Genomic DNA, 16,149 nt, shown 5'->3' with positions numbered 1-16,149 from the left:
CATGAATTGAAGTGATGGAAGATGCGACTAGATGAAGAAGAAATATTCATAGCAAAGTATATTTAAAATGAACCGAAAAATAGGAGGTACATAATGAAAAAATTAATACTTAACAGTCTGGTCGTTGTTTCTCTGGTGTGCATTAGTTTGGTGATACAGGTTAATCCAGCGGCGGCAGCGGAGCCAATCGTTACATTTACAGATATTAAAGGACATTGGGCCAAAGCAGCTATCGATACGGCAGTGAAAAATGGGTACTTCAAAGGATATGCTGATGGTACATTCAAACCGAATGGATCAGTAACCCGGGCAGAGTTCGCGGCATTGCTGGCAAGGGCGTCGAAGGTACAGCCTGAGACAGCACAACCGGGAAATTTCCCGGATCTGGCGGGACATTGGAGTGAGACTGAAGTGAACCGGGCGGTTGCACTAGGGTACATTAATGTCAGTGATTATCCGAACGGATTTAAGCCAAGCACACCCATTACACGTATGGAAATTGCCAAGTGGATGGCGTCCGGACTTGCGGCAGCCGATCCAGAGTATAAGCAAGCCTTGCAGGACACGGTTACAACGGTGCTTCCGGTAAAAGAATACTTTAAACCAGGCATTCCACAGTCACAATCTCCGTATATTGCGATTTCACTGGGGACGAAGCTGATGAGCGGCTATCACGACGGATCATTCGGCCTAACGCAAAACGCGACCCGGGCGGAAACCTCGGCTATCCTGCTACGCCTAGATGACGTTAGCCAGCAGCAGGCGAGCAGCTTTGTTGGATTAAATGAATTGAGGGAAGTTGGGACCAAACGGACGAATATGGAGACGATTAGTCCATTTAGAACTCTAAATGATACCTCCGTCAATGGAGTGGTGGGGAAAAAATATACTTTTCGTAACAAATCAGGAAGTGTTGTATTAAACAATTATATAGTAGTAGATACACAATACGTTAATAACATTAAGGGGATTTATGCACCATTATTTGTAGACAAGAGTGAAGATAGTAAATATCATGTTCCAGGTACCTATAGAGTATTTGGGGAAATTACCATTTATCCTCAAAAGGAAGGTTTTAATTTAGATGATTATTATTCTGGAATGCGGAATGGTTTTTCTGGTTTTTTTATTAACAATAATTTACATGAAAAATTTGGCTATAAAACGATGCCCCGAAATTATCCAAAGGATTTCTTTTTGAAGAGCGGAGTAACCTTATGGTTAGAATTTTCTTGGTTGAGTGTAGATGAAGATAGTAGGTGGCTAATTACGGATGATGGCACAGAACTCGGCATTGGAGCTAAAAGTAATTAGGAGGGGGGAATAGTGGGAAAATGGTTAGTAGTCGCAACTTTAATTATTTTGTTTTGTTTTTTGACTCCTGATTTTACAAATGCTGATTTTTCTAATGGCTATCCTACCGAAGGAATTGAGGTTACACCACAGGGACCCGTAAACATGCAGACTCTTAAAGTTGAAGTTACGGGTGAAGATGATGCAAAACCTAAGGTAGTATGGGAACAGAATGATTCAGGTGATTGGGTGGCTATCTACGAGGGCGGAACTACAGTAACACCAGGTGATGTTAATTCAAACGGTGAGACAGTTCCGTTGAAGAAAGAAACCGACTTTAATTTAGATATGGGTAATTATGCGCCTGATTCAATGAAAGATAAATTAAGTAATGCTTTTCAACAAACCTATATCAAGGGTCTTGGTATTAAAGATATGAATTGGGCAGAGCCGAAAATCACTTACGAGGCGGTCGATGATAAACCTTTATTTCAAGAAGGATCCTTGAACGCTTTTATAAAAGTTCGCACGGGTTCCTCGATACCGTATACTGCTAGAAATGTATACACTCCAGATGGTAGTCCCATTAAATACAAGGTTCAATACTATATACCAATGAAGGTAGAGTTCAGTGGCTATGTAATAGAGAAGAAACAAATGCGCGTGCTCCAAAATGCTTCATTACAAGTAAACGAGACTAAAAATTTGCAAGCGCAAGTTAGAACGATGGATGTAAGCATGTCTGCTTTTACTGATAATTGGTACGATGTTACGGTATCGCCAGTGAATCCATCGACATTAGAAGGTACGACTTGGAGCTCGGATAACTCAGCAGTAGCTAGTGTGGATCAATATGGAAAGGTTACGGCAAAAGCAGAAGGTACTGCTCATATCACGGCAAAATGGAAAAAGGGTCCGTATTGGCTATATGGCACTGCTACTATAACTGTAGGTGGGACGGGGGAAGGTTCAGGTTCAGGCGAATGCACGTATACCATTGACCCGCCTAACAAGATCGCTGCACCGCAAACGTCATTTATGGTACCGGATGCGAATGGGGCGATTCTTGGTAATGACACGGCAAATGGAATCCATTTTGATGCGCCGACGGGAATTCCTACCTCAGAGCATTTATACGCCAATGCTTGGGGAAAAAATTATTTGTTTGAGCATACCTTTGCCAATATGGCAGGTAAGATTCGTTATTCCTGCAGCGTAGATCTTACCTATCCTACAAAGTGGGAGGAAGAGCAGCTGGATCTACCGGGACCGAATGGAACATCGATTCCCCAGCTTCCGCTTCCCAAAACATCATCCTTTGATAAAACCTACACCTTTGAACTGACGCCAAGAGAATATGCGTACTGGCAGATCGAGCAGCTATCCGTCTATCAAATCGATCAGGCTCGCATGAAGAACTACGCATTGCCCGGAGGGGAAGTCACACTTTACCCGAATAACTATGATTCTCCAACGGTCGAGCTTGCCAACAGCACGGTGGTGGAAGACCATGTTGTTCCCCAAGAGACAGGAACCCTATCGTTTACGCCGGAGGTGGTAGATGGTGGAGACCACGAGCCGGGCCCGGGAGATGTTGATGATACCGCGGAGCTTAAGAGTCTTGCGGAAACGCAAACCAAAGATCCGGAGGTGCAGAATGACCGACTCGCATTTAACGGAGAAACCATTATGGATGATACCGTGGCGATCAAGACCGGACCCATTCCGGGGAGGATTCCCGATCCGCAAATCATCGGAGACGAGGTGCTTTACGAAGGCCAGTTACTGATCAATAGTGGTCTACTCAATCGGCCGAATACAATCAGCACAGGCACGATTTATTATAAGATGCTGGCGGAGAATGTAGAGGGAAGCGGGAATCGGGAATATCCGATCTCTCCGATTAACTCCGTCACCGTGCACACACCGGTCGTCAATTATTCGCTCCTCCCCGACGATAACCGCCCATTCGACCAACGGATGGTGCCGGATATGACCCGAACGGTGCTGATCCTGGACCGGCCTTTCACCGTACACTTTACGGAGAGCGGCCAGCATCTCAATATTCCTGGGTACGGCAACCGGGATTATGCCAAATATACGAAGAACAAACGCATTCAGTTTCCGTTCGGCGTGTTCCAAGAGGGCCAGTATTACCCGGAAAAAACCTGGATTTACATCCCTGTCGGGACACCGTCCATGACCTTTACGATGCCGACCTGGGTGAATGAAGGCGACTATACCATTCATACGCAATCCTGGGCAATTAATGCCCCATTAGAGGGTACGGATCTGTGCGAAGTGAACCTGAACGGAGACTTAACGAATTACTGTGCTTCGGAGAGTTTCAATGTCGGGGTGGTCGGTCGGCTGTTCGATTTTCGGATCAGGGACATTGGAGATTTCCGCTTTGAAAAGGTGTTCCGCACCGGAGTGGGGACACTTGAGCATAGCAACGCGATGTATTATGCGGGCGGGAATGATGAGAATGGCCTTCCGACGGCTTTAAGCGGACAAACACAGTGGCACTTGCCCATCCGCAAGGGTTCTCATCCCACCGAACCATTGACGGTTCCGCATAACGGATACTCTTTTCTATTTGATTTCCGGACGATCGGGAACCTGTGGCAACCAGGTGAGGGCATCCGAATCGAGCCGAGCTTCTATTTTATCCCGAAGACCGGAGGTTCACCGACACCTGTCGATCTGTACTATGACATATCCGGTTCGAATAACAAAATGATCGGCGTCGGCTCTCCTAAGGACAAGCTGAGCTATACCCGGACCTACCGCTTGGCGGATGGCTTTCGGAATATATCAGGCGGTGAATTATCGACGGCAGCGAGCTATGAGTACAATGATATACTGACCGAGGCGGAGCGGGTGAAGACTCCTTGGCTGAAGTTCTATAAACAATTTGTAAAGCGCAAAACCAAAATCGCCACGGGTTACGAGCTGGAGGTTCTGCCCTATAAATCGCGGACCTTAGTCGGTCCGACCGATATCCCGAATGAAGTAAACCCAATCACGGCTGTGCGGAGCGTGCAGCATTGGTACGGAGAATATAACCTGCCGATTGCGCCCTACATCCTGCCGAAGGGGACGAATATTGTGGCACTGGCGAATCAGTATGGAGGGGCGCTGGACGGGCATGAGAAGGAGTTTATGAAAGGGGGTTATATCCTTGTCAAGTTTGGGATCTATACCGTAAAAAATGGAGATGTGGACACACGTATACTGGGATATAAGGCGCCTATTGCCAACATGTGGGCGATTGAAGGACAGATGACGGGCGACACGGATGAACGGGGGCAGACGTTTTCTTTTTCCTCCGGGGATATTATCTTGTTCGAATCGGACTTTTCGGTGCGGAATGACTATCAAGGGCAAGGGAGATGAAATTAGAAAATAGTTACTGTGAAGTTAAATTTATCATTAAAAGGATGAAAATATAAACTTCTTAGGGCTATAGACCGATAAAGATGAAGTGGGAAAATAGATCTATAAAAACAATTGTTTAAAGGAGCGGTTAATAATGGCAGATAAAGTTACATTGAGTTATGAAGGTCTAGCTGGACAGGCATCGACAGTTTTGAAACAAAAACAAGAGTACGATAATTTAATGAAAAAAATTATGACGACGGCTACGAATCTGAATAGTATTTGGGAGGATGCAGCCGCTAGAGATTTTGCCGAAAAGGTTAAAAGTATGCAGAAAACATTCGATGCCTTTGGTAAAGCTCTGGAAGACATTGGAACTCATATGAATAATGTATCGAAGAGTTACGCAGAACTTTCTAAAAATATTACGAACGCACAAAAAGGTTTCTAAGAATCATATACATGTAGACTACACGAGCCCCACTACATAAGAATGCAATTAGCTATGCAGCATGCTGCATAGCTAATTTTAGTAGAAGCAAGCAGGGGGAAGCACATGTCTGCAAAGAAACTAGTATTCAGAGAAGATGAAGTTGAGCGCTTGCGCATGAAAATGGGGTTACTTAGTCAAGATACCAATCATCTATACCTACAATTTAAAGGTCAGGCTAACAACTGGGGCGGTATTCCACTGGGGCAAGACTTGCTGCAAGCACAGTTGCTTATTAATGAACTGACGGTGGAGGCCGAAAAGCTTGAAGATATCATTCGTCAAGCTGTAAAGGGTGTTCAAGGCGTTCAGGAAGAGAATAAGCGTCAGACGAATCAGCTTACTCAGCAGTTCAGCGCTCTTGGCGGTATGTTCGGAAGGCTTGGGGGAGGGAGTACAACCGGGCGGATTACGATTCCGGCCGTTGCCCAGAAGGCGGCCACGAATCTAATCTCCTCGATTGCCGCCCTACTGGGCCGGGATGAGCTGAATAGTGATCCTATGGTCAAGAAGCTCCAGGACATCATCCAAAAGTCCGGGCTGGGAACCCTAGATAGTATAGCGGCCCAAAGTAAACTAAAGGATATTTACGAGGCGCGGGATCAGATCGCGAAGGCGCAGACGGCCTACGAGGTGTATCAGGCATTTGGAAATGAAACGCAAATGGACGCGATGCGCAAGCTGGCCGAAGAGGCACGAGCGAAGCTGGAATCCATGGGTATAGATGAAGTTCAGTACCAGGCGGGGAAGGATCTAGGTGTCTATTACAAGCAGCCCGCGGTGAAGGCGTGTGACTATGATCCGTCGATCACGACCAGTAGCGTACCGCTGATGCAGGATGAAACGTATGCGCTTTTGCTGCGAATGTCGATGGTGGGAGGACCGAAGGGAGACTGGGCGAAGCAACAATTGGAGCTGATGAAGCCGCAGGCTACGATAGGCCCCGCTGACCCCTATAACGCAGTGTCGGAAGCAGATATTTTAAACCGGAACGACCCTAAGGTGATTGAACGGCTGAAAGGAACGTATTGGTTCAAGCTTTCGATAGAGGAGCAGGACCGGAGATTTGAAGAGATCAAGGCATATTATGAAAAGCAAGTGAAGGAAGCAGTGAACAAAAACCGTTTAGTGGGAAGTGGGGTTGGCAATCAGACACTTGCCAATATTCTCGTAGGCGGAAGCAATATGGTAGTTAATGCAATCGATACGGCGTCATTTGGGATGGCCGGGACGATCACGGACTGGATCATGGGGCCGAAACCGGAAGGTTATGTCGATCCGCTGGATGATTCGTATGGGAAGAAGGCCGGGCAGTTTTTGGGAACGGTGGTCAGTATAGGCCTGCCCTGGAAATATTTAAATGGATTGAAAATCCCAGGTGCAGTGGGTAAATTCTCACCTACCTTATTGAAGTCGATGGTATCGGGAGCAGTTAGTGGAATCGTGAGCGAAGCGTTTGACGCATTTAATGATTTTAGGGATGATGGAAAGCAAAGCTTGGGAGAGCGTATAGCTACTGTTGGAATCAACACCGTTATTACTGGTGTGGGCGATGTAGCAATTACTGCGGGCAGCAAAGTGCTTGCCAGTACAATGAGATTTGTGCGCGGAAAGCTGCCGGATATCAAGGTAGAAAAGGTTGAGGTGGTAGGTAAAGCCAGTGAAGAAATAGAAGTTAAACTAAAGGAGGTAGAAGAACTTCGTATTGAGGTGACGGGGAAAGCTTCTCAAGGACAAACTGAGAGATACCCTACTAAATTAATTGATCCAATAGAGGATAAATATATTATTGATCAAGTAGCCGAAGTAAGGGGAGGATTGTCTAATAGATATAAAGAAGATGGCAATTTTGCGTATGCTGAGGTAAATATTACAGGTGTCGATAAGACAGACTTTTATGCGCATAGCGGAATTCATGATGCAAGCAAAAATATCCCTGGTACTGGGGAGTTTTCATTCAAACCTGACCAGCAAATATTTAAGGCAACGGAAGCTCCTGATAAAGTAGGAAATATTTACTTGAGGGACGGGGATACTGAGTATAAAATTTTAAATGATCTGGCTAAGAGAATAGGTGATAATCCAAATGCAACAGGGAAAATTAAATTGTTTTCCGAGAAGGATACATGTGGTAGTTGTAATATAATTATTCAACAATTTAATGAAAAGTATCCTAATATTAAAATTGAAGTAATCCATAATGGTGATGTCCCTATTCTACCTAAGACTTAAAAATAATTTTCCGGAGGGTTCTATTAAATGGCCACTAGTTATGAAGAGTACTTGGAATACATAAATGAGACTTATAATGAATTTAAAGAAGAAGGGAAAATGAGTAATAAGGAGGCTATTGCACGAACATTTAATGAATATGATATGTCAATGAAAAAAAGTGAGACAGATAAAGCAGTGATAAGTGTAACAATTGCAGAAATTTTAATTTCCCATTTAAGGATTCTGAACACCTTCAAAGATTATATGATAAACACGATATCCAAATTAAATTTTAAATTAATTGAACAAGATAATGAATTATCACGAGAACAGCACATTGCTTTATTTATACGCAGGGAGCAAGTACTTAAACAATTAGATAATAAACCATTAGATTATTATCCGAGGGTATGTTGGTATTATGAAGAATTGACAGATGAGGTTAATAAATTCTTAGACCAAATTAATACAGGCATCATAAACAAAGATGAAATAATTGCTAAAGTATTTAAACGTTTTGAACGAGATTGTAAGAATACACTAAGTGAAAAAATAATCGTGTGTACAACGCTAGCTGAAAACCTGTTAAATCTTGGCTACACAAGAATAGAAGGTTTACAGAAGATTAAACAGGAGTTGCAACTATTCAATGTGGAAGATATTTGCAATGAGCAACTGATAGAAGGGGAAAGGAAGAACCTAGTAGTAAGAATTGATAACGTATTAGAGCAATTAAACAATATAGGATGATAGCTGTAATTATGAAAGAGAATATATGTGCACAACTTGGAGAACTACTAACGGATAGTGAATTTATTGGACCATGGCAATTTGGGCATGTTGCATTGGCCACATTATCTCTTTTAGACAATGAGGGTGCAAAAATTAAGTTTAGCGAAATGGTTGAAGGATTAAGTGATAATGATAAATTTTTGGTGGATAATTTTATTAAGTCAGAATCGTATAAAGCGTAAAGTTCAAGTAATCTCTGGTTGATGCAAAAGGTGATAAGTGAAATGGACTGTGCATTATTTATAGTTTCAAACATAGACCATGAAGTATTGAAGAAAATGCTGTATAGCATAGCGAGTGAAACAGTTAAAGAAAAGGTAAGTAGCTACGAGGATTTTTCTCGTTTCAGCTGTAAGTATTTCACAATATATATTGAAACAGAAGATATTACTAGCATTGATTTTGTAAGAAAGGTTTAATACACTCCAAGCTTCATTGTTTGAGGTCCCATATGGTAAGTCAATGAGTAGAAATGTTGCCGATGGTCCCCATTTACTGGAAACGGTTTTACTGCAGCAACTAATGGACAAGCCATACCTGAGTATAAATGTGCGAGCTATTTAAATTTTGATGATGGAGCCGAACTATATACAATAATGCAGGATGGTACTGAAAGTTTACGTGCAGTTTATGATAGTGATTTAGGTAAGTTTGTAGAAATATTAAAATAGGTAGGTGTCTTAAATGAAAAATGGTATTTATGCTATTTATAAAGGCAATGAATATGAAGCTGGTACAAAAGGTGCAAACACCATAGTACTTCGTTCATATAATTGTAATGATATATCAAAGGGCTTTTCTTTATACAAGAACATTCTTTACACTAAAAACGTAGAGAGAAATGAAGTCGAAGAATTGTATAGTATTTCAACTATTGCTGACTTTAAGGGAATTAAATTCCAAGTAATAAAAGAAGAAGGAAGTACTGTGTTATTAAGTTCAATAAATGGAGATTACAAAGTTTTAGAAAACCTAGGTTTGGATATGGCAGATAAAGGTGTGTATCAAAAATGGATTGATATAAGTGAATTAACATCAATGCATGAAGAAAAAAATCATATCTGATAAGACAAAGTCGTTCATTGAACAAGTCAATTATGGTCAGATACCACCATGATTGATTTGTTTTTGTTATCTTCCAGTTCTTCCTGTGTATTAAAAAGTAAACGCAACTATGCAACAAGTCAAAACGATAGATACGATGTAAAGGGTATGAAGAATAAAAATAAGTTTGAGACTTTCCATTGAAAAAATCCCCACTAGATTTCAACAGTTGTTCTCGTACTTTACAGCTATACTTAAAAGGTTTATTCAAACTATGTAAACAAAACTATTGCGCGTGAATGGGATCCGTAATACCTTCAACATATTTTGTTGCGGTGAGTCATGGATTGGAGTCTTGTTGGGCCGCTCACTTGCGTTTCAACAAACCGTAGTCAACTGTTAATAGGCTGAGAAGTTAAAATTAAGGATATAGAGTAAAAAAATGGGAAACAAAACCGAGATATAGTTTAGGTATGCTCTCGCTTTACTTAAGTATTTTAAGGATGAAGTAGTACATAAAGTCTGAGATTGGTCGAGAGGTGCAGGGCATTTGGTGATCTATGCGTAAGAGCTGGAGGTAATGAATGGCACCTGGAAAAATGGTATTTAGAGAAGACGAAGTCGAGCGTCTGCGCACGAAAATGGGGTTACTTAGTCAAGATACAAATCATCTATACTTACAACTGAGAGGTCAGTCCAGCAACTGGGGTGGCATCCCGCTGGGCCAAAACCTTCAACAAGCCCAGGTGCTGATCAACGAACTGACCGTGGAGGCCGAAAAGCTTGAAGATATCATTCGTCAAGCCATAAAGGGTGTTCAAGGCGTTCAGGAAGAGAACAAACGGCAGATGAATCAGCTGGCTCAGCAGTTCAGCGCTCTTGGCGGTATGTTCGGAAGGCTAGGGGGAGGGAGTGCAACAGGGAGGGTTACAATTCCGGCCTTTGCCCAAAAGGCGGCCACGAATCTAATCTCTTCGATTGCCTATCTAACGGGACGTGATGAGCTGAATAGTGATCCTATGGTCAAGAGGCTCCAGGACATCATCCAAAAGTACGGGCTGGGAACCCTAGACAGGATAGCGGCCCAAAGTAAACTGAAGGATATTTACGAGGCGCGAGATCAGATTGCGAAGGCGCAGACGGCCTACGAGGTGTATCAGGCATTTGGAAATAAAACGCAAATGGACGCGATGCACAAGCTGGCGGAAGACGCACGGGCGAAGCTGGAATCCATGGGTATAGACGAAGTCCAGTATCAGGCGGGGAAGGATCTAGGTGCCTATTACAAACAGCCGGCAGTTAGGGCGTGTGATTATGATCCGTCGATCACGACCAGCAGCGTACCGCTGGTACAGAATGAGGCGTATCAACTGCTGCTGCGAATGGCGATAGGAACAGGGGATCAGGCCGATTGGGCGAAGGGGCAGCTGGAAAGTATTCATGCTACAATGAAGCAGATGATTGCCACTGGGGTCAATTTGGGAGTGCATGTGATGACGAACCAAGGTGCAGAAGCTTGGAAAGACGTTGCCCAATTCACTTCCTCAATCGTCCAATTAGGAAGCTACAATCTGTTTATAAAAAAAGCGCAGGATGAAAAAGAAGAAAATCCAGAGAAATCGAAAAATGCTTTCTTTAAATCGCTAGACAGTTTTAAAGAGATTGGAACAGCTTTTGTGGGTACGTTAAGAACTCGTGCGGATAAGGCCACAGATTCTCCTTATGATTTTTTCAATTGGCTGACATTAGGAATTACAGGCGATCTTCCCGTAGCCATGTATGAGGGAGCAAAAGACCGATCAGACCATATGTTTGATTCAAAGGAGAAGTTTGCAGATTGGTTGACGTTGGGGACAGTGGAGATGGCGAAGGGGGCGTTTCATCCAGAGGAAGCCTGGTCGGCTGACCATTGGATGAATAGTCTGGGAATGGTGACGCTGTTATACGGTCCAGTCGAAAAGTCCTTGCTACCCACCGGTGGCGGATTGCCGAAGCCAAAGCTTCCGAAAGCAATAGACCTAGTGCAAGAGATTAATGCTCGTCAATCCCCACAATTCAGTACAAATGAAGGCTTACAATTTAATATAAACGATATTCAGACGGATACAAAGTCACTTCCAAAGACACCCGTGCAAATTCATTTCAATAATGAAATGGATATAATCCGAAAAGAACAGGGTGGAAAGGCTATTGAGGGGACGGGTGATATTGGGGCTGGTAGAGCTCCTCACCTAAAAAACATTGATGAATTTTTATCGGGGAGTAAATCTTTTGATGAAGTCGTTGATGATTATGCCAAGAATTATGTTGAGGTAATAAATACTAAAGGGTGGTCTTGGGAAAAAAGTATTTATGGAGGAGATGGTTTAACTGGTAAGCAAAGAAAGTTGATAAAAAGTAAAGCCGAGGAATTGAATCTCATACCTAAAATAGAAGTGGGAAATATAGATGGTATGCGTTTTGGTTTTGCTGATTTTGAGGGTGCCGGCGTGGTAGCGCATACTGATGAGCTTCCAAAAAGTTTGTGGAAAAAAGGTGATACAGAGCAGTTTGAGTGGTTGAATAATAATCTTCCAGAAGACATAAGGAAATTGGTTGAAAACGGATCGTATACATGGCACCATACTGAAGTACCTGGGAAGATGCAATTGGTTCCTTATGGAATTCATAACATTACAACTCACAATGGTGGAAGGTCTACTGGAATGTGGGCAGATGCTGCAAGATAAATAAGAAGGAGAAAGGTAATGATTATGAAAATAAAAAAAGAGACTATTATTTATCCATTACCGTCTGATCAACTATTATCGAAAGAAGAAGGTTTTTGGAGAGTAGAATTGTCATCAGAGTATAAAGAATTTATTAAAGCATATAACGGAGGTATTCCAGAAATTCGTTCGTTTATTTGTAATGATCGTAGCTATGCAATCACTAGATTCTTATGCATTCTTGAGGATCCAACCAAAAATGAGTTTGGAATATTTGATATTGACGCTACTAAATCACAGCTTGATGAGAGACTAATTGATGATGAAGATTTGATAGGAGTTGCATTATTACCAGTTGCTGTTCTATTTGCTGGTGATTTTCTATGCTTAGATTTTCGTAAATCTAGAAATAATCCTAAAGTTTGTGTATGGGATCATGCTAATTCTGGTGAATTTGACCCAGTGAGCTATCATGTTGCAGATAGTTTTAAAGAATTCCTAACAATGCTAGTTGAATAAAAAGAATTAAGAGCTACCCAGTACCGAATGAATCCACCAAGAAATTTCGCATATAACCGACTTTATACCCACATTAATACTTGGCTTATATACCCTCAATAACGCTTTTTCATTACATTGAACAGGTCGATTATGGTTAGAAACCACCATGATTGACCTGCTTTTTGTTATCTTCGTTTTCTGGCGTTTTTTCAAATTTACTCGCAACTGTAGAATACCAAATAGCTTAGATTCTCAGGAAATTACACCTAGGTAGGGATGCCCGCTGCCAGGTCCGTATAGTGATCCATTTGTGTTTTGGTAAACTCGCCAATTCGGCGCCTGCCCCCTGGTTGTTCAAAACATTCGATGATATCTAACTCGTCCAAAACTTCAGCATGGTATAGTTTTCGTATAATCTTGGTCAGACATTGTTTCCTCATGATGGAATCATTGTGAATGTGGCTTCCCTTGCAGCTTTTCAACCGAGTGCTTATATGGCCGTTTATTGTGCTTCCAAGGCGTTTGTTCTTCCCTTTACGGAGGCGCTTTGGGCTGAGAACCGTGGGAGCGGTGTGTGTGTTCTTGCTTTGTGTCCGGGAGCCACGGAAACGGGGTTCTTCAATGTGATAGGCACAACGGATGCAGCAGGCGGAATGACACTGGCTTCCCCCAAAAAAGTAGTGCAGGCCGGGTTCCGTGGGGTGAGCAAAGACGAAGTTATATCATAGCAGGTAGGGTGAAGTATTTCGCTGACCAACTGAACCGCTTTTTGACTCGCAAAATGATAGTAACAATCATGGAGCGGGTGGCTCGTCCGAAACCAACGGGCGCTGCCCTCTCAACACAGGCTTCTGGTAAATTCAAATGAGGAGCGGTTTAGGGATCCCTTCCATATTTTAACGCTGCCTTATCTGATATAATATGAGTTTGAAGAGGTAATAAATTCAATTTATATATGGAGGGGTATTCATTGATTGTAAGTACAAAACTTCACATCCCTCATGTGCGTAAATCTTTGGTATCCCGTCCAAGGCTGATTCGTAAGCTGAATGAGGGGATGGAAGCCAAACTGACGCTTGTGTCAGCACAGGCTGGTTACGGGAAAACTACCGCATTAAGTGAATGGGTAAGACAATGTAACAGGCTTGTAGCTTGGGTTTCGCTAGATAAGCAGGATAATGATTGGATTCAGTTCTGGAGTTACATCATAGCTTCCATTCAGGTGGGAGAGCCCAGTTTTGGCTTGGGGGTCCCATCTCTTCTTGAAATAGGGCCTTCGGCGTCTTTGGAGCCAGCAATCACAGAGCTCTTAAACGAGTTGAATCGTTTCCCACGCGAACTGGTAATTATTCTCGATGATTTTCATGTTATTGAACTTCCGCCTATCCATCAATCCATGATCCATCTGCTTGAGCATTTGCCTCCTCATATTCATCTATATATTGCAAGTCGTACGGACCTAACCATACCGACCGCCAGGTTACTGGCAAAAGGTGAATTGCATCAAATCATGATGCAGGATTTGCGCTTTCAGCTGGACGAAGGGCTTGTTTTTTTTCGAGAGACGACCGATTTAGGACTAACCAGAGAACAAGTGACCATTCTATTCCAACAAACCGAAGGCTGGATCAGTGGCTTGCAGCTCGCAGCGATCTCTTTGAGACGAAGTGATAATATTGCCGAGACCATACAGCAGTTCAGCGGTCATCAGCATCATATCTCTGATTATCTGCTGCAAGAAGTATTTCGTCATCAATCGGACCAGACGCGTGCTTTTTTATTGGAAACGTCCATTTTAAGTCGTATGAACGCTTCATTATGCCAGGCAATAACAGGTCAAATGAACAGTCAAGCACAGCTGGAAAAATTAGAGCAAATGAATTTATTTATTGTGTCTCTAGATGATCAAAGAAATTGGTTTAGGTATCATCATTTACTTTCGGATTTCTTACAACAGCTATTGTTCAGAACAGACCAGGATCGTTGGAAGCAGGTGCATGTTCATGCGGCACATTGGCTGGAGAATCAAGGATTTGACGAAGAAGCGGTAGAGCATTATTTACAGGGACAACAGGTCCAGGATGCCGTTCGGTTGATTGAGAGAAATCTACATACGTTAGTGCAGACGAAAAGTGAAGTGTTGATCCGCTGGGTTTCTGTTTTACCGGAAAACTCCTTTGCGGAGAAACCCATGATCGAACTGTTTTACATATCTGTCTTATTGGGCGTGGGAGAATGGAAAGCAGCATTTCAAAGAGTGGAACAAGCGACCATTCGGTTTCAAGCATTGGAGAAGAAAGTAACTGAAGTGGAATGGAAGCAGGCTATGGGCAATATCTACTTCTTTCAAGCGATCACTTCTTATCTTCAGAAAGATTTGGAACGAACGTCAGACTATTTCGCGCTAGTTGAACGGTATATGCCGGAAGGCAGCTTTTTTCAAACGGTGGGGCGCAATAGATATCAAGGGTATGATTCGTTTGACGATCTATTGGCACATATCAACGATCTTCATGCAGCGGACGTATTCCTGTTGAAATGGATCACAGTGTGGCATAACAAGCAGGAATATCCTTTTCTCGGATTCTTGTGTGCCTCTTACAGCAAGTTATTGTACGAGTGGAATCGATTGGAAGAGGCAGAGTCGTATGTGGCCATGGTTGTTGGACGCAAGGACATGCGGCCTTTTGCGAGGATTATGATACAAATTGTCATTAGTGCTTCACGGATTCAGCAAGCTAAAGGAAATACAATTCAGGCATCTGAGCTGCTCATCCAATTGAAATCACAGATTGACTCTCCTGATCATGAATTATTTATGTTAAGAATCGAAGCGGAACAAGCCTGTCTATCTCTACAGCAAGGGTTGCTTCAAGAGGCTATAGATTGGTCGCAAAGATGCGGTCTGGCGCATACCGACGAGGTTTCGCTGAATCGTGTGGCGGAGTATCTAGCTTTTGCTAGAGTTCTAGTAGCATCTGAACGTATGGATGAAGCGTTGTATCTATTGGAACGATTAGATTCTTTATTTGACAAGGAAGATCGTCTGCGGGATCGTATTCAGGTAATTATTCTACAAAGTATAACGCTAGAGCGATTGGGTCAAACGGATGCTGCTCTCCTTCAGTTAGCGAAGGTGCTGCATTTGGCAGAACCAGAGGGGTATATCCGAAGCTTTATAGATGAAGGCCCTGTGATGGCAGAACTGCTATCGGCTTATGGGAAGAGGCAGCAAGGCAGTCACTTGGGGGACACTCCCCTTGTTTCTTCTGGTTATGTACAGCAACTGCTTCAGGCTATGCAGGTCACGAGCCAAGACAGCTTACAAGTGGAACAGCCTCGTAAAGAAATATTGACAGAACAGGAAACGAAGGTTCTATTGTTGATTGCGGGTGGATTGACGAATAAGGAGATTGCGTCAGATCTTAACATCACAGGTGAAACCGTAAAGTTTCATATCCGGAATGTGTACAGAAAGCTTGAAGCGAACAATCGGGTACAAGCCCTGCAGCGTGCCAAAGAATTAATGATTTTGGTCTAATATTTCTAAATTTTTTGCCCTTACCTCCCCAAATGGGGAGTTATTTTTTTGCGCGGAAAGGCTTATAGTAGGATGGATGCAATGAGGAATGACACTATGGAGTATGGAATTAAGGATTCCTTGTGAAATGAACACGGAGTTTAGGCGATATGAAGCAGATATGGAGGAGAAAATGCAATGTATAG

General features: G+C 42.8%; 13 protein-coding genes. 12 read left to right on the top strand and 1 reads right to left on the bottom strand.

Going from position 1 to position 16,149, the window contains the following annotated elements:
* Positions 1-93 precede the first annotated feature (93 nt).
* The 9 genes from GJB61_RS08505 (at position 94) to GJB61_RS08455 (ending at position 12,441) form a co-directional block, all read left to right on the top strand.
* On the top strand, positions 94-1,314 hold the full coding sequence (locus GJB61_RS08505; protein WP_154118017.1) for an S-layer homology domain-containing protein: 1,221 nt from the start codon (positions 94-96) through the stop codon (positions 1,312-1,314).
* Between the two features lie 12 nt (positions 1,315-1,326).
* Entirely contained in the window at positions 1,327-4,692 is a 3,366-nt protein-coding gene (locus GJB61_RS08500) for a DUF5704 domain-containing protein (RefSeq protein ID WP_154118016.1), read from the top strand.
* Between the two features lie 136 nt (positions 4,693-4,828).
* Positions 4,829-5,125, top strand: a complete 297-nt coding sequence (locus tag GJB61_RS08495) for a WXG100 family type VII secretion target (RefSeq protein ID WP_154118015.1) — start codon at positions 4,829-4,831, stop codon at positions 5,123-5,125.
* A 105-nt stretch (positions 5,126-5,230) separates the two neighbouring features.
* Positions 5,231-7,396 carry a deaminase domain-containing protein gene (locus tag GJB61_RS31590; RefSeq protein ID WP_229521536.1) on the top strand — a complete coding sequence of 722 codons (2,166 nt, stop codon included), beginning with the start codon at positions 5,231-5,233 and terminating at the stop codon, positions 7,394-7,396.
* Positions 7,397-7,423: 27 nt separating this feature from the next.
* A complete protein-coding gene (locus tag GJB61_RS08480; RefSeq protein WP_154118014.1) occupies positions 7,424-8,128 on the top strand; it encodes an Imm3 family immunity protein in 705 nt (234 codons plus the stop codon).
* An 11-nt stretch (positions 8,129-8,139) separates the two neighbouring features.
* Positions 8,140-8,352: a hypothetical protein gene (locus GJB61_RS08475; RefSeq protein WP_154118013.1), complete on the top strand. Its 213-nt coding sequence runs from the start codon at positions 8,140-8,142 to the stop codon at positions 8,350-8,352.
* 502 nt (positions 8,353-8,854) lie between these two features.
* Positions 8,855-9,235 (top strand): hypothetical protein, encoded by a 381-nt coding sequence (locus tag GJB61_RS08470; RefSeq protein ID WP_154118012.1) that lies wholly within the window; start codon positions 8,855-8,857, stop codon positions 9,233-9,235.
* Positions 9,236-9,798: 563 nt separating this feature from the next.
* Positions 9,799-11,943 carry an HNH endonuclease signature motif containing protein gene (locus GJB61_RS31585; protein ID WP_229521535.1) on the top strand — a complete coding sequence of 715 codons (2,145 nt, stop codon included), beginning with the start codon at positions 9,799-9,801 and terminating at the stop codon, positions 11,941-11,943.
* 24 nt (positions 11,944-11,967) lie between these two features.
* The gene (locus GJB61_RS08455) at positions 11,968-12,441 is read left to right on the top strand and encodes an SMI1/KNR4 family protein (protein WP_154118195.1); all 474 of its coding nucleotides are present in this window, start codon (positions 11,968-11,970) and stop codon (positions 12,439-12,441) included.
* A gap of 248 nt (positions 12,442-12,689) precedes the next feature.
* On the opposite strand, the gene GJB61_RS31155 is transcribed toward GJB61_RS08455, so the two are convergent.
* Positions 12,690-12,863 (bottom strand): hypothetical protein, encoded by a 174-nt coding sequence (locus GJB61_RS31155; RefSeq protein WP_195724283.1) that lies wholly within the window; start codon positions 12,861-12,863, stop codon positions 12,690-12,692.
* Between the two features lie 12 nt (positions 12,864-12,875).
* Here GJB61_RS31155 and GJB61_RS08450 point away from each other — a divergent pair, with 12 nt between their 5' ends.
* From GJB61_RS08450 to GJB61_RS08445, 3 genes are all read left to right on the top strand, one after another.
* Entirely contained in the window at positions 12,876-13,151 is a 276-nt protein-coding gene (locus GJB61_RS08450; protein WP_338115713.1) for an SDR family NAD(P)-dependent oxidoreductase, read from the top strand.
* Positions 13,152-13,159: 8 nt separating this feature from the next.
* Positions 13,160-13,291 carry a hypothetical protein gene (locus GJB61_RS32135; protein WP_267490783.1) on the top strand — a complete coding sequence of 44 codons (132 nt, stop codon included), beginning with the start codon at positions 13,160-13,162 and terminating at the stop codon, positions 13,289-13,291.
* 102 nt (positions 13,292-13,393) lie between these two features.
* Entirely contained in the window at positions 13,394-15,964 is a 2,571-nt protein-coding gene (locus GJB61_RS08445) for a winged helix-turn-helix domain-containing protein (protein ID WP_195724281.1), read from the top strand.
* Positions 15,965-16,149 lie beyond the last annotated feature (185 nt).

Origin of the sequence: Paenibacillus monticola, assembly GCF_009664975.1 — a bacterium.
Lineage (GTDB): Bacteria > Bacillota > Bacilli > Paenibacillales > Paenibacillaceae > Paenibacillus_AQ > Paenibacillus_AQ monticola.
The sequence above is the reverse complement of the archived record's forward strand: the minus strand, read 5'-3'. Positions and strand labels throughout refer to the sequence as shown.